This is a genomic window from Streptomyces sp. NPDC050535, from assembly GCF_044457665.1.
In the GTDB taxonomy this organism is placed as follows: Bacteria; Actinomycetota; Actinomycetes; order Streptomycetales; family Streptomycetaceae; genus Streptomyces.
In genome coordinates, this window is the sequence record NZ_JBITHE010000003.1 from 252113 (window position 1) to 272658 (window position 20546).

Consider the following 20546-nt stretch of genomic DNA (forward strand, 5'->3'; position numbering starts at 1 on the left):
TTTACCTGGATGCGGTCCGCGGGGCCGGACCCATCACGATCGTCGACCACCGGCAGCAGTACGAAGGAGCGGGCGCGCATGACCATCGGGAGCCACCTCAAGGAGTTCCACGGCCTGCCGGCCTTCACTTTCCCGGATGCCGGTGACACGTCGACCGGGACGACATCGCTTCCCGCGCCCGAGACCGTGGCCTGGCGCATCGCCGTGGACTCCTACGACAGCCAGGAAGTGTGGCAGGACGCGTTCGCGCGCTTCCTGGCGGCCGTGGACACCAAGGAGGTGCGGGCACTGATCGTCGGCGCGTGGAGCGACGTGTACGAAACGGCCCCGGACGCGGTGATCGAGGCCCTGGTGGCCGCGCGTGACCAACTGCCCTCGTTGCGCGGCCTTTTCCTCGCCGACATCGTGATGGAGGAGTGTGAGATCTCCTGGATCGTCCAGGGCGATGTGTCGCCGCTCCTCCAGGCCTTCCCCGCTCTTGAGGAGTTCGGCGTCCGTGGTGGCAATCAGCTGGTCTTCCCCGCCGTCCGGCACGAGCGGCTGCGCAGTCTGACGGTCGAGACCGGCGGTCTGCCCGTCGCGGCGGTGCGCGGTATCGCGGGCAGTGATCTGCCCGCCCTGGTGGCGCTCGACCTGTGGCTGGGCACCTCCGAGTACGGAGGCGACGCCGATGTCTCCGATCTGGAGCCGTTCTTCTCGGGTGACCGGCTGCCCAGCCTGCTCCGACTGGGGCTGCGCAACAGCGAGATCCAGGACGACGTGTGCAGGTCGCTGGCCTCGGCCCCCGTCGTGGCGCGTCTGGAGGCCCTCGACGTCTCCATGGGCGTACTCACGGACGACGGCGCCACAGCCCTGCTGTCGGGCCAGCCGCTGACACACCTCAAGAAGCTCGACCTGCACCACAACTACCTCAGCTCCGCGCTGCGCACCCGTCTCCTGGAGACTCTGGAGCCTGCCGGCGTGCAGGTGGACGCCGACCAGGACGACGCGGAGTCCGACGAGGAGGAGGACGGGACCGTCTGGCGTTTCGTCGCGGTGGGCGAGTAGAACCGACCGCCACGACGGGGGACAAGGAGGGGCGATGGGCGAGATGCGGCCACAGGGCACGCCGGTGAAGTGGGCGGTCGTCGCCAACGGGGAGAACCGCCGGGTACACCTGTTCGCGGTTGCGGCCGAGGAGGCGGGCTGCGGCACGCCTCGGGTCGTCGAGTGGAGCGACGTGCTGCGGGACGGTGGACACGACTTCGCCGACGACGAGGTGGTCCGGCTGGACTCACCCGGCGAGAACGCCGACGTGGACCGTCTGCTGCGCGGCGCCGACGGGCCGACCCGGGTCGAAGGTTCCGCCCGCTGGTACGCGGGGTTCCTGGACGGCGTGCGTTCGCTGCGCGGCGGCCGGCGCCTCGACGACCCGGCGGATCTGGCTGTGCTCTTCGACAAGCGGCTGTGCCACGCCCGCCTCGACGCCGCGGGCGTGCCGGTGCCCCAGTCCCCCACCTCCGGTGCTGCGCGGCCCGTGGAAGGCTGGAGCGATGTGCGGCGTCTCATGGAGGAGGCCGGCCTGCGGCGCGCCTTCGTCAAGCTCGCTCACGGTTCGTCCGCCTCGGGAGTACTCGCCGTCGAGACGTCCGCCACCGGCCGGGTCCGGGCCACCACCTCGGTGGAGCGCACGGCGGACGGCAGTCTCCACAACTCCCTGCGCGTCCGCCGCTATTCGGACGAGGCGGAGATCGCCGCGATCGTGGACACGCTCGCGCCGGACGGACTGCACATCGAGCGCTGGCTGCCGAAGGCCTCGCTCGGCGACAGGTCCGCGGATCTGCGTGTCGTGGTCGTGGCGGGGCGTGCGACACACGTCGTGGTCCGCACCAGCCGCTCTCCCCTGACCAACCTTCATCTGGGCGGGACCCGCGGCGATCTCTCGGCCGTGCGCACACTGGCCGGTGACCGGTGGGCACACGCTCTCGGCATCAGCGAACAGGCCGCCGCGTGCTTCCCCGACACCCTGTGTGTGGGCGTCGATCTGCTGCCCGCCATCGGCTGGCGCCGGTACGCCGTCGGGGAGGTCAACGCCTTCGGTGATCTGCTTCCCCGCCTGACCGGTCTGCCGGGCAGTGGTGCCGAGGGCCTGGACACGTACGCGACGCAGGTCGCGGCGGTCCGATCCCTGTCCGGCGTACGCCTTGCTCCCCCGTTCGACGCACCACCGAGGACAGCGCATGCCCACTCCTGATCCCGCCCGCACGTCGCACGCGACAGCTCCCACTCCCGGTCCGGCCGACACACCGAACATGAACGAGGTGGTGGGCCGCGACGACCTGCTCCTGCTCACGCTCGACACCCTGCGCTACGACGTGGCCGTCGAACTCGCCGCCGCCGGCCGCCTTCCGAACCTCGCCGCACACCTGCCCGGAGGCACCTGGGAGCGGCGGCACGCGCCGGGTAACTTCACCTACGCCTCGCACCAGGCGATGTTCGCGGGATTCCTCCCCACACCGGCGTCGCCGGGACCGCATCCGCGGTTGTTCGCGGCACGGTTCGCGGGCAGCGAGACGACAGCCGAGCGCACGTTCGTCTTCGACACCCCGGATCTGGTGTCCGGCCTCGCCGCCCGCGGCTATCGCACGGTGTGCGTCGGCGGTGTCGGCTTCTTCAACAAGCAGGGCGCGCTGGGCGACGTACTGCCCGGACTCTTCCAGGAGAGCCACTGGGAACCGGAGTTCTCGGTGGCCTCGCCGACCTCGTTCGAGGACCAGGTCACGCGGGCGGAGAAGGCAGTGGCCGAACTTCCGCGGCAGCAGCGGCTGTTCCTGTTCGTCAATGCCTCGGCGCTCCACCAGCCGAACTGGTTCCACCTGCCCGGCGCGACGCGGGAGACCGGCGACAGCCGGGACACCCACGCCGCTGCCCTTGAGTACGTCGACCGCCATGTCGGACGGCTGTTCGCCGCCATGAGTTCGCGGCGCCGCTGTTTCGCCATCGTCTGCTCCGACCACGGCACCGCCTACGGAGACGACGGCTACACCGGCCACCGCCTCGGCCACGACTGCGTGTGGACCGTGCCCTACAGCCATTTCTTCCTGGAGCCGACCGCATGACCCTCGCACCCGTGGCCACCCCGACCGATACACCGCGCCCCTACCAGAGCTACACCTACGCCTACCCGCACAAAACCGCCTACCGCCCCCTCACCCCACGCCCCGCGCTCAAAAACCTGTGGGCGGGCGAGTCCCGGCGGTCGCTCTCCCTGTACGTGCACATACCGTTCTGCGAGGTCCGCTGCGGGTTCTGCAACCTGTTCACCCGGATCGGGGCGCCCGACGACCTGACGGGACGCTACCTGGACGCGGTGCGGCGCCAGGCCGCCGCGGTGCGCGAGGCCCTCGGCGACGAGGAGGCCCCGCGGTTCGCCAACGCCGCGTTCGGCGGTGGCACTCCCACGTTCCTGGAGGCCGGCGAACTGGAACGGCTGTGTGACATCGCCGAGCGGGAGATGGGAGCCGATCTCCGCGCGATCCCCCTGTCCGTCGAGGCCTCGCCCGCCACCGCCACGGCCGACCGGCTCGCCGTACTGGTCGCGCGTGGCACCACCCGCCTCAGCCTGGGAGTGCAGACCTTCGTGGAGGAGGAGTCCCGCGCCGCCGTTCGGCCGCAGCGGCGCTCCGACGTCGAGACGGCGCTCGGACGGATCCGCGAGGCGGGCGTCCCCGTCCTCAACATCGACCTGATCTACGGCATCGACGGTCAGACGGCGGCCAGTTGGCGCTACTCCCTGGACGCGGCCCTGGCCTGGCAACCCGAGGAGATCTACCTCTACCCCCTCTACATCCGCCCCCTCACCGGCCTCGGCCGGCACACCGACCCGCACGCGGCCGACCGGGATTGGGACGAGGAGCGCCTGCGCCGGTACCGGGAGGGCCGCGACCACCTGCTCGCCCACGGCTACGAGCAGGTGTCGATGCGCATGTTCCGGCGCGCGGACGCGCCACCCCAGGGACCGGACGACTACGCCTGCCAGACCGACGGCATGATCGGCCTCGGCTGCGGAGCCCGTTCGTACACCTCGACGCTGCACTACTCCTTCGACTACGCCGTGTCGATGCGGGAGATCCGCGGCATCATCGACGACTACACCGCCGCCGAGGACTTCTCCCAGATCCCGCACGGCCGCCGCGTCGACGAGGACGAGGCACGACGCCGACACCTGCTTCAGTCCCTGCTCCAGGCGGAGGGACTGCCCGTGGCGGACTACCGGCTGCGCTTCGGCTCCGCCCCCCGGGACGACTTCCGCCGTGAACTGGACACACTCGCCGCACGGGGATGGCTCACGCTCACGGGCGACGACGAGCTGCGCCTCTCCCCGGAGGGACTCGCCCATTCGGACGCGATCGGCCCCGAGTTCTTCTCCCCGGCCGTGCGGGACGCCATGGCCGCCTACGAGTTGAAGTGAGACCGCAGTGGACCTGACGATCCTGTACCGCGGCCAGCTCGCCTCCTGCGACTACGACTGTCCGTACTGTCCTTTCGCCAAGCGCCGCGACACCACCGCCGAACTGCGCACCGACCGCGCCGCGCTGGAACGCTTCACCACGTGGGCGGGCGAGCAGCACGAGGACCGGCTGTCCGTGCTCTTCACCCCGTGGGGCGAAGGCCTGGTCCGCTCCTGGTACCGCCGCGCCCTCGTGGAGCTCTCCCACCGGCCGCACGTCCAGCGCGTCGCGATCCAGACGAATCTGAGCTGCCGCACCGACTGGCTCGAGGAGGCGGACCGGGACACGGTGGCCCTGTGGTGCACATACCACCCCGGGCAGACACCACACGAACGGTTCCTCGACAAGACACGCCAACTCACCGCCCTGGGCGTCCGCTTCAGTGTCGGCGTCGTCGGCCTGCCCGACCACCTGGAGCCCGCGCTGAAACTGCGCGCGGAACTCCCGGAGCAGGTGTACCTGTGGGTGAACGCCGCGGAAGGCCACACCTACACGGACGAGCAGGCCGCCGAGTGGACCGCGCTCGACCCGCTCTTCCCCTTCAGCCGCCACCCGCACCGCTCGGCCGGTCTGCCCTGCCGTACAGGCGAGTCCGTCATCTCGGTGGACGGCGACGGAACGGTGCGCCGCTGTCACTTCGTGCGGAGCGAACTGGGCAGCCTGTACGACGGTTCCTACCGAGCCGCCCTCGCCCCGCGCCCCTGCCCCCTGACCGAGTGCGACTGCCACATCGGATACGTGCACCTGGAGACCCTGCCGCTGTACGACGTCTTCGCCGGCGGCGTCCTGGAACGCGTTCCGCGTGTACTGCCCGACCGGGCTCTCCTGCCGGTGGTCCCGACGACCCGGTGACGGTCGAACGGTTCTCGTGGTCCGATACGGCTACCCCAGGAAGCTCAGCCGCACATGTCGGTCGGTGTTGGAGACGTTGGTGTCCACCAGGCACACCGACTGCCAGGTCCCCAGCTCCAGCCGCCCGCCCAGCACCGGCAGCGTCGCGTGGGGCGGGACGAGGGCGGGGAGCACGTGGTCACGGCCGTGGCCGGGGCTGCCGTGGTGGTGCTGCCAGCGGTCGTCCGCGGGGAGCAGGGCGTGCAGGGCGGTGAGCAGGTCGTCGTCGCTGCCGGCGCCGGTCTCGATGATCGCGACGCCGGCGGTCGCGTGGGGCACGAAGACATTCAGGAGGCCGTCGCGGCCGGCCGCCGCCTCCCTCAGGAAGGCCTCGCAGTCACGGGTGAGGTCGACGATCGTCTCCGAGGAACCGGTGGTGACGTTCAGGACTCGGGTGGTGAAGGCATCGGGCATGCCTCAATCCTCACCCATGCGAAGCGGCGCGGCCACGACCTGGCGTCCGGGAAGATCCGGGACCTCGCTCAGGTTGGTAGAAGCGTGAACAACACCGGGATGCAAGAACGCGAGGTCGGCGCGGGTGGGGCCGCCGAGGTCGACGTAGTGGTGATCGGCGCCGGGCAGGCAGGCCTGTCCAGCGCCTACCACCTGCGCCGCACCGGCTTCGAACCCGGGCGGGACTTCGTCGTCCTCGATCACGCGCCGCGTCCCGGCGGTGCCTGGCAGTTCCGCTGGCCGTCGCTGACGTACGGCAAGGTGCACGGGATGCACTCCCTGCCCGGCATGGAACTGACGGACGCGGACCCGGCGCGCCCCTCGGCCGAGGTCATCGCGGAGTACTTCGAAGCGTACGAGCGCGAGTTCGAGTTGCGGGTGCGCCGCCCGGTCGACGTACACGCGGTGCGCGAGGGGTCGTCGGGACGGCTGCTCGTGGAGAGCCCGGCCACGACTTGGTCGACGCGCGCGCTGATCAATGCCACGGGTACCTGGGACCGGCCGTTCTGGCCGCGCTACCGCGGTCAGGAGACCTTCCGCGGGCGGCAGTTGCACACGGCCCAGTACCCCGGTCCCCGGGAGTTCGCCGGACTGCGGGTGGTCGTCGTGGGCGGCGGCGCGTCCGCCACCCAGCATCTGATGGAGATCACCCCGTACGCGGCCGGCACCACCTGGGTGACGCGTCGGCCGCCCGTCTTCCGTGAGGGGCCCTTCAACGAGGAGTTCGGCCGGGAGGCGGTGGCGCTGGTCGAGGAGCGGGTCCGTCAGGGGCTGCCGCCGAAGAGCGTCGTCTCGGTGACTGGACTGCCGCTGAACGACGCGATCCGGCAGGCTCTGCACGACGGGGTCATGGACCGGCAGCCGATGTTCGACCGGATCACACCGGACGGTGTCGCGTGGGACGACGGGCGTCACGTGGACGCCGACGTCATCCTCTGGGCGACCGGCTTCCGGGCCGCCATCGACCATCTGGCGCCCCTGCGACTGCGCGAGCCCGGCGGCGGCATCCGGGTCGAGGGGACGCGCGCGGTCGCCGACCCGCGCGTCCATCTCGTCGGGTACGGCCCCTCGGCCAGCACCATCGGCGCCAACCGGGCCGGGCGCGCCGCGGTCCGGGACATCAGGCGGCTGCTGGCGGGGGCACCGGTCGCCGCGTGATGCCCCGCACGACGGCTCAGCGGCGGGGACTCGGGGAGGCGGCCTTCCGGTTCTGGTTGAACTCGGCGACGTTCTTCAGGTGGTCCTCGTAGCTGACCGTGAAGCGGGTGTCGCCCGGCTTGACCGTGACGAAGTACAGCCAGCCGCCCGGCGTCGGGGAGATCGCCGCGCGCATCGCCTCCTCGCCGGGGTTGGCGATCGGGGTGGGCGGCAGGCCCATGCGCTGGTACGAGTTGTAAGGGCTGTTGAGCCGCGTGTCGTTCTGGCTCGTGTTGAGGGTGGAACGGTTCAGCGCGTAGTTGATGGTGGAGTCCATCTGGAGCGGCATGCCCCTCTCCAGCCGGTTGAAGATGACCCGGGCCACCTTCCCCATGTCCTCCTTGGTCGCCGCCTCGGCCTGGACGATGCTCGCGATGGTGACGGCCTGGTAGACGTTCATCGAGTTGCGCTGGGCCCCGGCCGCGATGGGGGCCTTGTTGAACTTCTGGTTCGCGGTGCTGACCATGAAGGACAGCAGTGACTCCGGAGTCGCCTTCTTGTCGATCGGATACGTCGCCGGGAAGAGGTATCCCTCGGGGTTGCCCTCCGCGTCGTTCGGCAGCTTCAGGTTGGCCTTGCCCAGGGACTTCTTCGCGGTGCCCGGGGGCACCCGGAGAATCTTGTCCACGGCGCCGTAGATCTGGCCGGCGCGCCAGCCCTCCGGGATCACGAGAGCCGCGGGCGGCGCTTCCTCGCCTCCCATACTCAGCAGCGGCACCGCCACAGCGGTGGCCGCCACGACGGCTCCGGTCGCGATGAGGGCGCCCCGGCCCCGGCGCGTCAGTCGAAAGGTGCTCCGTGGCGGAGTGTTCATCTGCATGCGGGCACGGTAACCCGCTAATGCGGATAAACCCGACATATCTTTATCTTGTCGGCTCCAATTGGGCGTCCCGGTGGACGAGGGCGGCGTACCGCCCACCCTGCTCCAACAGCTCCTCGTGCGTTCCCCGTTCAACCGCGTGACCGGAGTCGAGGACCATGATCTGGTCGGCGCCACGAATGGTGGACAGCCGGTGCGCGATGGTGAGCGTGGTCCGGTTGGCCGACAGCGCGTCGATGGCCTCCTGGACGGCTTGCTCCGTACGGGTGTCCAGGGCGCTGGTCGCCTCGTCGAGGATGAGCACCGGCGGGTCGCGCAGGATGGTGCGGGCGATGGCGAGGCGCTGCTTCTCGCCGCCGGAGAACCGGTGGCCGCGCTCGCCGACGACCGTGTCGTACCCGTCGGGCAGGGACGCGATGTGGTCGTGGATCTGCGCGGCGCGCGCCGCCGTCCGCAGCTCCTCGTCGGTGGCGTCCGGCTTGGCGAAGCGCAGGTTGTCGGCGACCGAGGCATGGAAGAGGTACGTCTCCTGGGAGACGACGCCGATCGCTCGCGCGAGCGTGTCGAAGTCGAGGTCGCGGACATCGACCCCGTCGAGGGTGACCCGCCCGCCGGTGACGTCGTACAGCCGCGGCACCAGATAACTCAGCGTGGACTTTCCCGAACCGGTCGGGCCGACCACGGCGAGGCTGCCGCCCGCGGGGACGGTGATGTCGATGCCGTCGAGGATCGGGCCGCTCTTGCCGTCGTAGCGGAATTCGACGTCCTCGAAGCGGATCTCGCCCTTGACCCGGTCGAGGTGGACGGGGTTGTCCGGCTCGGTGATGTCTATGGGGAGGTCGAGGTATTCGAAGATGCGCTGGAAGAGCGCGAGCGAGGTCTGTATCTGCACACCGGTGGACAGCAGGCTGACCGTCGGGCGGAACAGCCCCTGCTGGAGAGAGACGAAGGCGACGAGGGTGCCGATCGAGACGGTGGGGCCGCCGAGCTGGAAGGCGATGCCCGCGGTCCAGTAGATGACGGCGGGCATGGCGGCCATGACGATGGTGATGACGGCCATGCGCCAGCGGCCCGCCATGTTCGACCGCACCTCGAGGTCGACAAGACTCTCGGACTCGTCCCCGAAGGTTTTCGTGAGCGAGTCGGAACGGCCCATGGTGCGGCCGAGCAGGATGCCGCTGACGGAGAGCGACTCGGTGACGGTGGCGGCCATCGCGGCCATCTGCTTCTGGCGCTCCGTGGCGATCTTCTTGCGCTCACGGCCGACGCGGCGGCTTATCCAGACGAACACCGGCAGCAGGAGCAGTGAGACGACGGTGAGCCGCCAGTCCAGCGCGAGCATGGCCACGATCGTGGCGATGACGCTGGTGAGGTTGGAGACCAGCGAGGTGGCGGTGGAGGTGACGGTCGCCTGCATACCGCCGATGTCGTTGGCGATACGGGACTGGACCTCGCCGGTGCGGGTCCGGGTGAAGAAGGCGAGCGACATCTGCTGGAGGCGGCCGTACACGGCGGTACGCAGGTCGTGCATGACGCGCTGGCCGACGGTCGTGGAGATCAGGGTCTGCAGCACGCCGAAGACGCTGGTGACGACCGCGCTGAGGATCATGCCGAGCGCAAGCAGGCTCAGCAGACCGGTGCGGCCCTGCGGAATCGCTACGTCCAGGATCTCCTTCAGCAGGAAGGGCGTGGCGACGGAGACGAGGGACGCGGCGCCGACCAGCAGGCCGACGATCGCGAGACGGCCCCGATAGGGGCGGAAGAGCTTCAGGATGCGACGCACCTGCCGCGGCTGTTCCTTGTCGGCAGGTGACGGTTTCCAGGTGGGGCGTTCGGGACGCATGGGCTCCTACGGGAGGTGAGACGACGGTGACTTGCGGCAATGAACGACGACTGCCGCCGACTCGCGGAGCATAGCTCATTGTTACCTATACTCACAATGAACAAGGTCCTGATATTGTTCCCACATGACCACCCCCGATGTCGACGGCCTGCTCGCCGAGCAACTGCTTCGGCTGACCCGCCGAGTGCACCGCATCCAGAAGCGCCATCTGGAGCGTCGTGAGCTGGGCATCACACCGGCTCAGTCCCGGCTGCTGCGCACGCTCGCGCACTACAGCTCACCGCCCCGGATGGCCGATCTGGCCGAGCGCCTTGAGGTGGTGCCCCGCGCCGTGACCACGCTGGTCGACGGCCTGGAAATGAGCGGCAAGGTGCGCCGCGTCCCCGATCCCACCAACCGGCGGGTGATCCGCATAGAGGTCACGGACGACGGACGCAAAGCCCTGGGCGAACTGCGCGCCGCGCGCCGGTCGGCCGCGGACGAGATCCTCGCCCCCCTGACGGACGACCAGCGCGAGGTACTCGGCGGGCTGCTGAACACACTGGTGGACGGGATGCCGTGGCGGGAACAGGGCTGCTGAGGCCGCGTCCCGGGCGAGCCTGACGTGAGGCCGCCGGGGAACCCGCCGGGACACAAGGCCGCCCCGCGTCACGAGAGACCCCACGACGGATCGCGGCGCCGACTCCGTACTGCCGGAGTCGGCGCCGCGATCCCCCTGGTGGCGCCCCGCGCCGCCGCACCGTCTCAGCAGCCGCCGCGGTCCTGCGTCAGTACGCCCTGCACGGTGACCAGGGTGCGGTCATGACACCCGGCCGAGCCGTACAGCCGGTAGCGCTCACGCGTCGTGCCGACCGCGTGGCGCTGGTCGCGCGGCACGTTCGCCGTATAGGTCGCATCGCCCGCGTAGGTGTCGTCGAGCCGTGACCAGGCGACGCGTCGGCCGCCCCGGAACTCGTCGACAGCAGCCCGGTCGCCGAGGCTCAGGACGGTGCGCAGCCGGTCGCCGGCACCGAGTGCGGTCGTCCCGTCCATCGTGTACGTGCGCTGTGTGCGGGTCATCGCGGCCGGACCCCGCCCGTCGACGGTGACCGTCTCGTCGTCGGTCCAGGTGGCCTTGAGCCCGTCCGTGTTCTCGCCGTCGGTCCAGCGGTGTACGGAGGTGTTCGCCAGTTCGCGGCTCACCGTCGTCCTCACCCGGCCGTGCGAGGTGTCCACGTACCCGGCGACCGTCAGCCGGTGGCCGCCTTCGGTGTCCAGGCGGTGTTCCGGACCAGGCGTGTGCGTCGAGGAGTTGACGAGAGTGCCCGCCTTGACCTGTGTCAGCGCACCACCCACGTGAGCGCGCTTCGCGTCCTGCCAGACGAGGACGTTGACCGGAGCGCTCCATCCGGTCTGCCCCTCGGGGACACCCACGACGGAGACGTCGATCCGGTGCGGGCGACCGTCGTTGAGGAGTCCCGCGAACGGCGTCAGGTCGTACTCGACGGGCTTGATGTCGAAGGCGCGCGGGCCCGGAATCACGTACCAGAGGTAGGGGTTGGACCAGCCACCGGTCCACACGGTCGGGAACGGCGCGGCGATGCCGGCGAGTTGGCCGTCGACATTGATCTGCACCTCCCGGTAGGGGCCGTTGTCGGCCTGGCATGAATACGGCGCCGAGTCGGGCACCGTCAGATACCAGTACTCCTCACAGCCGCCGCCGGACCCGGTCGCGTACACCTCGGCAACGATGCGCTCGCTGTTGCGCGGTGTGATGAGGGCGCCGTCCTCGAGGGTGAGGACGCGGTCGGGGGCCGCGACCGTGGCCGACTTGGCGGCTCCCTCGGCGGCGTAGAACGTCAGCGTGACCTCGACGTCGATGATGCCCGTGTACGTGTCGTCGACAACGTTGCCGATGAGCATCTCGACGGGCTGTTCGGCGCGCAACGTGTCGCTGTAGCGCGTGACGTCCTTCTCGACGGACCACTCGATGCCGTCCGGCGAGGGCTGGGGAGTGGACGTGCGGAAGACCTCGACGCCGCCGATGTGGAGGTAGCCGAGACGGTCGTACTGCCTGCCCTTGACGTTGCCTTCGAGCCGCAGCACCACCTTGCTCCAGCGATCTCCGCAGCCCTCGGGCGGCGTGTAGTTGCCCCGATATGGCGTGAAGTCCCTGAACTGTGCCTGGGCGACGGTGATTTCACACGATCGCGTGCCGGGCTTGGCGACGGGCGGTGCCGCGGTGAGCGGATCGTGCCAGTCGGTGCCGAACTCGGCGGGCGGGGCGGCGAATTCGGCGGCGGACGCCGGGCCGGCCCCGAGGAGGGTGCTCGCCACGAGAGTCGCCCCGGCGAGCATGGACATGATGATCCGTCTTCTCATGGGCCGTGTTCTACGGGGAGTTGGCTCCGGCCGCAATGGCCCCTCCTCTCCTCGCGGGTCACCGCGGCCTCCGACGGGAAAGGGACACATCGGGCTGCCGGTCAGCGCGGCAGGCCCGAGATACGTCCGAGATATGCCTCTCTTGCGCAATCCACCGCATAGGCGGCAGACCGCGGCCGGTTCTTTGCCCTGAGGCGGAAAATGGTTTGCTTTCGACCACGCTGTGACGCGAACCTTTCACGGTTTGTTGCCAACGGTCGCCAAGGGTTGCCGACCGTTGCCGAGCTCCGCGGCGATCGGCCGCGGATTCCACGGGTCCTCCACCCCCTGACACGAGCCACTTGGACGTCATGCAGATTCAAGACCTTCCGTATCCCGACCCGGGAGTGCCCGACGCGCGCTCGGGTCCCCGATTCCTGTGGTGGCTCGGCCGGAATCAGCTCGGTGGGCAGTTCAAGGCCCTCGCCTGGGGGCTGCTGCACTTCGTGTCGGTCGCCGGGCTGCCGTTCTGTGTGGGCCTCGCCGTGCAGGCCGTCGTCGATCGCTCCGGCACCCGGCTGGCCTGGACCGGCGGGCTGATGGTGCTGTGCGGCGCCGGCATCGCGCTGGGCGAGACCATGCTGCACCGCGCCGCAGTCACCAACTGGATCCTGGCCGCCGCGCGCGTCCAGCAACTACTGGCCCGCAAAACCGCCCAGCTCGGCTCCGCGCTGACCCGCCGGGTCGCGGCCGGCGAGGTCGTCGCCGTCTCCACCGGTGACGTCGAGAAGATCGGCTGGTTCGTCGAGGCGGTCTCCCGGTTCACGGCGGCGGCGCTGACCATCGTGCTCGTCTGTGTCGGCCTGGTCGTCTACCAACCGGCACTCGGTGTGGTTGTCGCCACGGGCATGCCCCTCCTTGCACTCTCCGTCCTCCCGCTGCTTCCCCGGGCCACCCGTCGCGCCGACTTCCAGCGCGAGAAGGCCGGGCGCGCCACCGAGCTGGCCTCGGACACCGTCGCGGGCCTGCGGGTGCTGCGCGGCATCGGCGGCGAGGAACTGTTCCTCGACCGCTACCGCCGAGCCTCCCAGGAGGTTCGCCACGCCGCCGTACGGAGTGCCCGGATGTGGTCACTGATCTCCGCGATCCAGGTGTTGCTGCCGGGTCTGCTGATGATCGTCGTCATCTGGCACGGCGTGGGTCTGGCCCGCGACGGCCGGATCACGGTCGGTGAGCTGGTCACCGTCTACAGCGCGGTCATGCTGCTCACCTACCCCCTGCGCCATTTCGAAGAGATCGCCATGGCGTACTCCTTCTCCCGCCCCTCAGCCAAGCGCGCGGCCCGGGTGCTGTCCCTGGAACGAGCCATGGACAGCGGCGGGTCACGATCGGCGCAGCAGCCGGACGGGGACCTGTACGACCCCGCGACCGGGCTGCTGGCACCGACCGGACGGCTCACCGCCGTGGTGTGCGGTGACCCGGACGTGGCCGGGCTGCTCGCCGAGCGGCTGGGCGGACATCCCGGCGTCGAGGGCACCTCGGCGCTCCTCGGCGGAGTGCCGCTGGACGAACTGCCCCTCGACTCCGCCCGCACCGCCGTCCTCGTCCAGGACAAGGACCCGGTGCTGCTGTCCGGCTCGTTGCGCGAGCTGCTCGACGTGCCCTCCTCGGGCGCGGTGAGCGCCGCCGAGGCGCTGGCGGCCGCGCAGTGCGGCGACGTGCTGGACGCGCTCCGTGAGGGGACCCTGGACACCGAGGATCCGATGGACGCCCGCGTCACCGAACGCGGCCGCTCCCTGTCGGGAGGCCAGCGCCAGCGGCTCGCACTGGCCCGGTCGCTGATCACCGACCCCGAGGTGCTCGTCCTCGACGAACCGACGTCCGCCGTCGACTCACACACCGAGGCACGGATCGCCGACGGCGTCCGCTCCCTGCGCACCGGCCGCACCACGGTGGTCTTCACCTCCTCGCCGCTGCTCCTGGACCACGCGGACCGCGTCGTCCTTGTGCACGAGGGCGAGGTCGCGGCGGTCGGCGTACACCGCGAACTGCTGCACACAGAGCCGCGGTACCGGGCCGTGGTGACCCGGGAGACCGACGAGGAGGCCTCGGCCGACAGTGCCCTGGCGGCCGTGCTGAAAGAAGAAGCCGTCCTGGACGAGCTCGGCGAGGACGAACTGGACGACGTACTGGAAGAAATCGAGGAGACCGCATGATCGGCCTGGCGCCACCGGCGTACGACCCGGCCGCCCCGACGACGGCGAACACGCTGCCCGTCGGCGCCCCCGCGACCGTACGCGCCTACGTGGCCGAACTCTTCCAACGGCATCGCCGGGCCTTCCTGCTGCTCCTCACCGTCAACACGGTGTCCGTCGTGGCCTCGATGGCCGGGCCCTACCTGCTGGGCTCCGTCGTCGAGCGGGTCTCGGACCACGCGCGCGAACTCCACCTGGAGCGCACGATCGCGCTGTTCGTGGTCGCTCTCGTCGTCCAGGCCGTCTTCGTACGGCAGGTGCAGCTGCGCGGCGCCATGCTCGGCGAACGGATGCTGGCCGACCTGCGCGAGGACTTCCTCGTCCGGTCGGTGGGCCTGCCGCCCGGCGTGCTGGAGCGGGCCGGGACGGGCGACCTGCTGTCCCGCATCACCACGGACATCGACCGGCTCGCCAACGCGATGCGCGAGGCCGTACCCCAGCTGACCATCGGCGTCGTATGGGTCGTACTGCTGCTGGGCGGACTCGCGGTGACGGCGCCGCCGCTCGCCCCCGCCGTACTGCTCGCCGTACCGCTCCTGGTGGTCGGCTGCCGCTGGTACTTCAAGCGCGCACCGTCCGCCTACCGCTCCGAGGCCGCCGGCTACGCCGCCGTCGCCGGTGCTCTCGCCGAGACCGTGGACGCCGGGCGTACCGTCGAGGCCCACCGCCTGGGCGAGCGTCGTATCGCCCTGTCGGACCGCCGGGTCAAGGAGTGGACCTCCTGGGAGCGCTACACGCTCTTCCTGCGCTCGGTGCTCTTCCCCGTCGTCAACATCACCCATGTCACCGTCCTCTGCTCGGTCCTGATGATCGGCGGCGTCTTCGTCCTCCAGGGCTGGATCGGCGTGGGCCAGCTGACGACGGGCGCCCTCATCGCGCAGATGCTCGTCGATCCGGTGGGACTGATCCTTCGCTGGTACGACGAGCTGCAGGTCGCCCAGGTCTCGCTGGCCCGTCTGGTCGGTGTCCGGGAGATCGAGCCCGCCGCGGGCGACCCCGGGGTGGCCCCGGACGGACGCGACGTGCGGGCCGACCAGGTGAACTTCGGCTACCGCGCGGGGGTGGACGTCCTCCGGGACGTCTCCCTCGCCGTCGCCCCCGGCACCCGGCTCGCCCTGGTCGGCCCTTCCGGCGCGGGCAAATCCACGCTGGGCCGCCTGCTCGCCGGGATCTACGCCCCGCGAAACGGGCGGGTCACCCTCGGCGGCGCCGAGCTGTCGCGGATGCCCGCCGAAGAGGTGCGCTCCCACGTGGCCCTGGTCAACCAGGAGCACCACGTCTTCGTGGGCTCCCTGCGCGACAACCTGCTGCTCGCCCGGACGGGAGCCGACGACTCCGAGCTGTGGGCGGCGCTCGGTGCGGTCGACGCGGACGGCTGGGCCCAGGCCCTGGACGACGGCCTGGACACCGAGGTCGGCTCGGGCGGGCTGGCGCTGACTCCGGCCCAGGCCCAGCAGATCGCGCTGGCCCGGCTGGTACTCGCCGACCCCCACACGCTGGTCCTGGACGAGGCGACCTCGCTCCTCGACCCGCGCGCGGCACGTCACCTGGAACGCTCCCTGGCGCGCGTCCTCGACGGCCGCACAGTGGTCGCCATCGCCCACCGGCTGCACACCGCTCACGACGCGGACGTCATCGCCGTCGTCGAGAACGGCCGCATAAGCGAGCTCGGCAGTCACGACGAGCTGGTCGCCGCCGACGGCGCGTACGCGGCGCTCTGGCGGTCCTGGCACGGGTGAGCGGACGAACCTGGCCGGTCCCTGTGCGCTCCTGGACACCCAGGAGCGCACATTCCCGGACCGTGTGGCGTTGCGCGCTGCCGAAGGGGGGTGGAAGGCTGGATGTGGACACCGGCCCCGGGAACCTCCGGGCACCACCTGGTTCACACCGGGCGACGCCTGTGTCCAGCGGCCCGAGCGCCCGCCCTCGAGCGCTTCGGTACCGGGCCCGGCCCGCATCACCAGGAGGTCTCCGTGGACAGCGCCGACGGATGGGGAGACGACGTCTACCAGCCCGACGGATCCGAGGTGCAGGACGACGCGGGGCTGCTCGACGCCGAGGACACCCTGGACGCCGACGGCGTCGATGATCCACTCGACCGGGGCTGGTCCCCACCGGAACGGCCGTGGGCGGTGGAGCACTCCGGCGTCACCGCCGAGGAAGCCCAACAGGGCGAGACCCTGGACCAGCGCCTCGCGGAGGAACTCCCCGACATCACCACACCTCCCGGGGACGGCATCGGCGACTGGGAGGACAGCGACGGCGAGCCTCTCGACAACGAGGTGGGCGCGCTCCGCTCCGGCCGTCTCGTGGCCCCCGACGAGGGGGCACACGAGGACGAGGAGAAAGAGCTCTTCGCCACGGACGTCGGGATCGACGGCGCCGCGGCCTCCGCTGAAGAGGCCGCCATGCACATTGTCGACGAGGACTCCCCCTACGACTGACCGGGCCGGGCCCGTCCCGCCCCTTCCACCCGAGGAGCACGCATGCAGCAGGACAAGCAGCCCGACTACCACGCCGTCGTCTTCCGCGACCGCGCCGCCGGCTACGCCTTCCTCACTCGCTCCACCGCCACGAGCGACAGGACCATCGACTGGGACGACGGCGAGACCTACCCCGTCGTGGACGTCGAGATCTCCTCGGAGAGCCACCCGTTCTACACCGGGAAGGCCCGGACGGTGGACTCGGAGGGACGGATCGCTCAGTTCGAGAGGCGATACGGGACTGGTGGCCAGGGCAGTGACAAGACCGGCAGTGGCGAGACCGGTACGGCGTGATCGCGTGACCCGGTCACTCAGATGAAGTTGAGTGCCGCCGCACAGCCCACCCCGCCCAGCAGTATGAACACCGGCATCAGCACCTTCAGCTCCACCCAGCTGCCCGCCCGGAAGCGAAGCATCTTGGGCGGCCCGATCGGGTACCAGCGCCTGCGGCCGACCGGGATGGGCCACAGGATCGGGCAGCCGGAGACCGTCAGCGCGTCCCCGATGTCGTGCACCAGGGCGCCCAGGACGATCGGCAGCCCCAGCCACAGGTACTCCTGGCCCGGTGCTGTGAACAGCCAGTCCGCGCCGTTGCCCGGCTTGTCCAGGGTCCCCGCGAGGATCCAGGCACTGGTCGCGGCGAGGAGCCAGACCAGGACATCGGCGCTGGAACCACGGGTCGCCCGCCACAACAGGCCCTCGATGGCGAGCACCAGATGCACGAAGAGCAGGCCCAGGACAGCCCAGCGTCCCCCGGTGATCGCGGCGACCGAGCCGCCCGCACCGAGCAGCACAGCCCACAGCCAGGTGTGCGTCAACGTGCGATGCCCGCCGGAGCGACGGGGGTCGCCAGCCTTGCGCGTCCCCTTGTAGACAGCGTACGAGAGCTTGTCGACGACCTCGCACACCCATTTGGACACGGGTCCGAAGGCGCGCGAGATGGTGGCCGCCTTGTGGTCCAGGTCGGGGGCGAGCGCGGCGCCCGCGCAGATCAGCGCGCCGACCAGGAGGACCGGCCAGGGCATGGCATGACCGGCGGCGGCCGCCGCCGCTCCGACACCGAGCCAGGCCGCGGCCCCCGACAGTGAATGTGCTGGTCCCATCATGGCCGTTCGTCGCCCCATTGCTCTTGTGCCGCTGTCCAGTTGCCCGCGTGTGCTGACGCCTCGTCGGCGCCACAGCGTAACGTTCGCGATCTTCGGACGCGCATCCGATTCCCCCCTCGCGTGGGTTCACAGGCAAGATGGGGTCGTGACCCTTATCGATCAGCTGCCGCGGACCGCAGACCCCGACGCCCTCTACGAAGCCTTCGAGTCGTGGGTCGGGGAACGCGGTCTCACCCTCTATCCCCACCAGGAGGAGGCGCTGATCGAGGTGGTCTCGGGTGCGAACGTGATCGTTTCGACACCCACGGGCTCGGGAAAAAGCATGATCGCCGCGGGTGCGCACTTCGCGGCGCTCGCCCGCGACGAGGTCACCTTCTACACGGCGCCGATCAAGGCGCTCGTCTCGGAGAAGTTCTTCGAGCTGTGCAAGATGTTCGGCACCGAGAACGTCGGCATGCTGACCGGCGACGCCTCCGTGAACGCCGATGCCCCCATCATCTGCTGTACCGCCGAGGTGCTGGCGTCCATCGCGCTGCGCGACGGAAAGCACGCCGATGTCGGCCAGGTCGTGATGGACGAGTTCCACTTCTACGCGGAGGCCGATCGCGGCTGGGCCTGGCAGATCCCGATCCTGGAACTGCCTCAGGCGCAGTTCATCCTGATGTCGGCGACGCTCGGCGACGTCTCGATGTTCGAGAAGGACCTCACCAGGCGCACCGGCCGTCCCACGTCGGTGGTCCGCTCGGCGACCCGGCCCGTGCCGCTGTCCTACGAATACGTACTGACCCCGCTGACGGAGACGATCACCGAGCTGCTGGCCACCAAGCAGGCTCCCGTCTACATCGTGCACTTCACGCAGGCCCAGGCCGTGGAGCGGGCGCAGGCGCTGATGAGCATCAACATGTGCACACGCGAGGAGAAGGACAAGATCGCCGACCTGATCGGCAATTTCCGCTTCACCACCAAGTTCGGCCAGAACCTCTCCCGCTACGTGCGCCACGGTATCGGCGTGCACCACGCCGGCATGCTGCCCAAGTACCGACGGCTCGTGGAAAAACTGGCCCAGGCCGGACTTCTGAAGGTCATCTGCGGTACGGACACCCTCGGCGTCGGCGTCAACGTGCCCATCCGCACCGTGCTGTTCACGGCTCTGACGAAGTACGACGGCACCCGGGTCCGGACTCTTCGTGCCCGCGAGTTCCACCAGATCGCCGGCCGTGCCGGACGGGCGGGCTTCGACACCGCGGGCTTCGTCGTCGGCCAGGCGCCCGAGCACGTCATCGAGAACGAGAAGTCGCTCGCCAAGGCCGGCGACGATCCGAAGAAGCGCCGCAAGGTGGTGCGCAAGAAGGCTCCCGAGGGCTTCGTCGGCTGGACGGACAACACCTTCGAGAAGCTCATCACCTCCGATCCAGAGCCGCTGGCCTCCCGCTTCCGGGTCACGCACACCATGCTCCTTTCGGTGATCGCCCGGCCCGGGAACGCCTTCGAGGCGATGCGGCATCTCCTGGAGGACAACCACGAGCCGCGCAAGCAGCAGCTGCGCCACATCCGGCGGGCGATCGCCATCTACCGCTCGCTTCTCGACGGCGGCGTCGTCGAGAAGCTCGACAAGCCGGACGCCGAGGGCCGCATCGTGCGCCTCACGGTCGATCTCCAGCAGAACTTCGCGCTCAACCAGCCGCTGTCGACCTTCGCGCTCGCCGCGTTCGAGCTCCTGGAGCCCGAATCCCCCTCGTACGCCCTGGACATGGTGTCCGTGGTCGAGTCCACGCTGGACGATCCGCGGCAGATCCTCGCGGCCCAGCAAAACAAGGCGCGCGGTGAGGCCGTGGCGGCGATGAAGGCGGACGGCGTCGAGTACGAGGACCGCATGGAGCGGCTCCAGGACGTGTCGTACCCCAAGCCGCTGGAGGAGCTGCTCTTCCACGCCTACAACGTCTACCGCAAGAGCCATCCGTGGGTCGGTGACCATCCGCTGTCGCCGAAGTCCGTCATCCGTGACATGTACGAACGGGCGATGACCTTCACCGAGTTCGTCTCCTTCTACGAGCTCGCCCGCACCGAGGGCATCGTGCTGCGGTACCTGGCCAGTGCCTACAAGGCGCTTGAGCACACTGTCCCGGACGATCTCAAGTCCGAGGACCTGGAGGACCTGATCGCCTGGCTGGGCGAGATGGTGCGCCAGGTCGACTCCAGCCTCCTGGATGAGTGGGAACAGCTCGCCAACCCCGAGGTGATGACGGCCGAGGAGGCTCAGGAGAAGGCCGACGAGGTCAAGCCGGTCACCGCGAACGCCCGCGCCTTCCGCGTCTTGGTCCGCAACTCCATGTTCCGGCGCGTAGAACTCGCCGCCCTCGACCATGTGAACGAGCTCGGTGAGATGGACGCCGACTCCGGCTGGGACGCCGATGCCTGGGGCGAGGCGATGGACAAGTACTGGGACGAGTACGAGGACCTCGGGACCGGACCCGACGCCCGCGGGCCCAAGCTGCTGTCGATCGTGGAGGAGCCGGAGAACCGCCTGTGGCGCGTCCGGCAGACCTTCGCCGACCCGAACGGCGATCATGACTGGGGCATCAGCGCGGAGGTCGACCTCACCGCGTCCGATGCCGAGAGCCGCGCGGTCGTCCGCGTCACCGACGTCGGCCAGTTGTGAGCACAGGAG

The 20546-nt window shown here is 70.1% G+C and carries 17 protein-coding genes; 12 read left to right on the forward strand and 5 right to left on the reverse strand.

What is annotated here, in order from left to right; translation table 11 throughout:
- Positions 1-78 precede the first annotated feature (78 nt).
- From ACIBLC_RS09185 to ACIBLC_RS09205, 5 genes are read left to right on the forward strand one after another with little or no spacing between them, the layout of a single operon-like run.
- Positions 79-1047 (forward strand): STM4015 family protein, encoded by a 969-nt coding sequence (locus ACIBLC_RS09185; RefSeq protein WP_399210118.1) that lies wholly within the window; start codon positions 79-81, stop codon positions 1045-1047.
- Positions 1048-1081: 34 nt separating this feature from the next.
- Entirely contained in the window at positions 1082-2233 is a 1152-nt protein-coding gene (locus ACIBLC_RS09190) for an STM4014 family protein (RefSeq protein WP_399210119.1), read from the forward strand.
- Positions 2234-2291: 58 nt separating this feature from the next.
- Positions 2292-3098, forward strand: coding sequence for an STM4013/SEN3800 family hydrolase (locus tag ACIBLC_RS09195; RefSeq protein WP_399210444.1), 807 nt, complete (start codon positions 2292-2294; stop codon positions 3096-3098).
- Positions 3095-4450, forward strand: coding sequence for an STM4012 family radical SAM protein (locus ACIBLC_RS09200; RefSeq protein WP_399210120.1), 1356 nt, complete (start codon positions 3095-3097; stop codon positions 4448-4450). The genes ACIBLC_RS09195 and ACIBLC_RS09200 overlap by 4 nt, the downstream gene beginning before the upstream one ends.
- Before the next feature lie 7 nt (positions 4451-4457).
- On the forward strand, positions 4458-5342 hold the full coding sequence (locus tag ACIBLC_RS09205) for an STM4011 family radical SAM protein (RefSeq protein ID WP_399210121.1): 885 nt from the start codon (positions 4458-4460) through the stop codon (positions 5340-5342).
- Between the two features lie 30 nt (positions 5343-5372).
- Here the strand turns inward: ACIBLC_RS09205 and ACIBLC_RS09210 are convergent, their stop codons facing one another.
- A complete protein-coding gene (locus ACIBLC_RS09210) occupies positions 5373-5795 on the reverse strand; it encodes a secondary thiamine-phosphate synthase enzyme YjbQ (RefSeq protein WP_399210122.1) in 423 nt (140 codons plus the stop codon).
- Between the two features lie 99 nt (positions 5796-5894).
- Between ACIBLC_RS09210 and ACIBLC_RS09215 the strand changes: the two genes are divergently transcribed.
- A complete protein-coding gene (locus tag ACIBLC_RS09215; protein ID WP_399210445.1) occupies positions 5895-6992 on the forward strand; it encodes an FAD-dependent oxidoreductase in 1098 nt (365 codons plus the stop codon).
- A gap of 16 nt (positions 6993-7008) precedes the next feature.
- Here ACIBLC_RS09215 and mltG read toward each other — a convergent pair whose 3' ends face one another.
- Together mltG and ACIBLC_RS09225 are read right to left on the reverse strand one after the other, a co-directional pair.
- Complete coding sequence (gene mltG / locus ACIBLC_RS09220; protein ID WP_399210123.1) at positions 7009-7851, reverse strand: endolytic transglycosylase MltG; 843 nt, start codon at positions 7849-7851, stop codon at positions 7009-7011.
- A 43-nt stretch (positions 7852-7894) separates the two neighbouring features.
- Positions 7895-9694, reverse strand: coding sequence for an ABC transporter ATP-binding protein (locus tag ACIBLC_RS09225; RefSeq protein WP_399210124.1), 1800 nt, complete (start codon positions 9692-9694; stop codon positions 7895-7897).
- 124 nt (positions 9695-9818) lie between these two features.
- On the opposite strand from ACIBLC_RS09225, the gene ACIBLC_RS09230 reads away from it, so the two are divergent.
- Complete coding sequence (locus ACIBLC_RS09230; RefSeq protein ID WP_399210125.1) at positions 9819-10274, forward strand: MarR family winged helix-turn-helix transcriptional regulator; 456 nt, start codon at positions 9819-9821, stop codon at positions 10272-10274.
- Positions 10275-10438: 164 nt separating this feature from the next.
- Here ACIBLC_RS09230 and ACIBLC_RS09235 read toward each other — a convergent pair whose 3' ends face one another.
- Positions 10439-12055 carry a peptide-N4-asparagine amidase gene (locus ACIBLC_RS09235; protein ID WP_399210126.1) on the reverse strand — a complete coding sequence of 539 codons (1617 nt, stop codon included), beginning with the start codon at positions 12053-12055 and terminating at the stop codon, positions 10439-10441.
- Positions 12056-12405: 350 nt separating this feature from the next.
- On the opposite strand from ACIBLC_RS09235, the gene ACIBLC_RS09240 reads away from it, so the two are divergent.
- The 4 genes from ACIBLC_RS09240 (at position 12406) to ACIBLC_RS09255 (ending at position 17066) form a co-directional block, all read left to right on the forward strand.
- Positions 12406-14250: an ABC transporter transmembrane domain-containing protein gene (locus ACIBLC_RS09240; protein ID WP_399210127.1), complete on the forward strand. Its 1845-nt coding sequence runs from the start codon at positions 12406-12408 to the stop codon at positions 14248-14250.
- Positions 14247-16028, forward strand: coding sequence for an ABC transporter ATP-binding protein (locus ACIBLC_RS09245; RefSeq protein ID WP_399210128.1), 1782 nt, complete (start codon positions 14247-14249; stop codon positions 16026-16028). Before ACIBLC_RS09240 ends, ACIBLC_RS09245 begins: the two co-directional genes overlap by 4 nt.
- A 234-nt stretch (positions 16029-16262) precedes the next feature.
- Positions 16263-16733: a DUF5709 domain-containing protein gene (locus ACIBLC_RS09250; RefSeq protein WP_399210129.1), complete on the forward strand. Its 471-nt coding sequence runs from the start codon at positions 16263-16265 to the stop codon at positions 16731-16733.
- A 42-nt stretch (positions 16734-16775) separates the two neighbouring features.
- Positions 16776-17066 (forward strand): type B 50S ribosomal protein L31, encoded by a 291-nt coding sequence (locus tag ACIBLC_RS09255; RefSeq protein WP_399210130.1) that lies wholly within the window; start codon positions 16776-16778, stop codon positions 17064-17066.
- 17 nt (positions 17067-17083) lie between these two features.
- Here ACIBLC_RS09255 and ACIBLC_RS09260 read toward each other — a convergent pair whose 3' ends face one another.
- Positions 17084-17878 (reverse strand): metal-dependent hydrolase, encoded by a 795-nt coding sequence (locus ACIBLC_RS09260; protein ID WP_399210131.1) that lies wholly within the window; start codon positions 17876-17878, stop codon positions 17084-17086.
- 145 nt (positions 17879-18023) lie between these two features.
- Here ACIBLC_RS09260 and ACIBLC_RS09265 point away from each other — a divergent pair, with 145 nt between their 5' ends.
- The gene (locus tag ACIBLC_RS09265; protein ID WP_399210132.1) at positions 18024-20537 is read left to right on the forward strand and encodes a DEAD/DEAH box helicase; all 2514 of its coding nucleotides are present in this window, start codon (positions 18024-18026) and stop codon (positions 20535-20537) included.
- The last annotated feature ends 9 nt before the right edge of the window (positions 20538-20546 follow it).

Bases quoted from the DNA above. Each gene is read 5' to 3' on its own strand.
- ACIBLC_RS09200 (WP_399210120.1), top strand. From the start codon at position 3,095: ATGACCCTCGCACCCGTGGCCACCCCGACCGATACACCGCGCCCCTAC.
- ACIBLC_RS09260 (WP_399210131.1), bottom strand. From the start codon at position 17,878: ATGATGGGACCAGCACATTCACTGTCGGGGGCCGCGGCCTGGCTCGGT.
- ACIBLC_RS09185 (WP_399210118.1), top strand. From the start codon at position 79: ATGACCATCGGGAGCCACCTCAAGGAGTTCCACGGCCTGCCGGCCTTC.
- ACIBLC_RS09255 (WP_399210130.1), top strand. From the start codon at position 16,776: ATGCAGCAGGACAAGCAGCCCGACTACCACGCCGTCGTCTTCCGCGAC.
- ACIBLC_RS09245 (WP_399210128.1), top strand. From the start codon at position 14,247: ATGATCGGCCTGGCGCCACCGGCGTACGACCCGGCCGCCCCGACGACG.
- ACIBLC_RS09230 (WP_399210125.1), top strand. From the start codon at position 9,819: ATGACCACCCCCGATGTCGACGGCCTGCTCGCCGAGCAACTGCTTCGG.
- ACIBLC_RS09235 (WP_399210126.1), bottom strand. From the start codon at position 12,055: ATGAGAAGACGGATCATCATGTCCATGCTCGCCGGGGCGACTCTCGTG.
- ACIBLC_RS09240 (WP_399210127.1), top strand. From the start codon at position 12,406: ATGCAGATTCAAGACCTTCCGTATCCCGACCCGGGAGTGCCCGACGCG.
- ACIBLC_RS09195 (WP_399210444.1), top strand. From the start codon at position 2,292: ATGAACGAGGTGGTGGGCCGCGACGACCTGCTCCTGCTCACGCTCGAC.
- mltG (WP_399210123.1), bottom strand. From the start codon at position 7,851: ATGCAGATGAACACTCCGCCACGGAGCACCTTTCGACTGACGCGCCGG.
- ACIBLC_RS09190 (WP_399210119.1), top strand. From the start codon at position 1,082: ATGGGCGAGATGCGGCCACAGGGCACGCCGGTGAAGTGGGCGGTCGTC.
- ACIBLC_RS09225 (WP_399210124.1), bottom strand. From the start codon at position 9,694: ATGCGTCCCGAACGCCCCACCTGGAAACCGTCACCTGCCGACAAGGAA.
- ACIBLC_RS09215 (WP_399210445.1), top strand. From the start codon at position 5,895: ATGCAAGAACGCGAGGTCGGCGCGGGTGGGGCCGCCGAGGTCGACGTA.
- ACIBLC_RS09210 (WP_399210122.1), bottom strand. From the start codon at position 5,795: ATGCCCGATGCCTTCACCACCCGAGTCCTGAACGTCACCACCGGTTCC.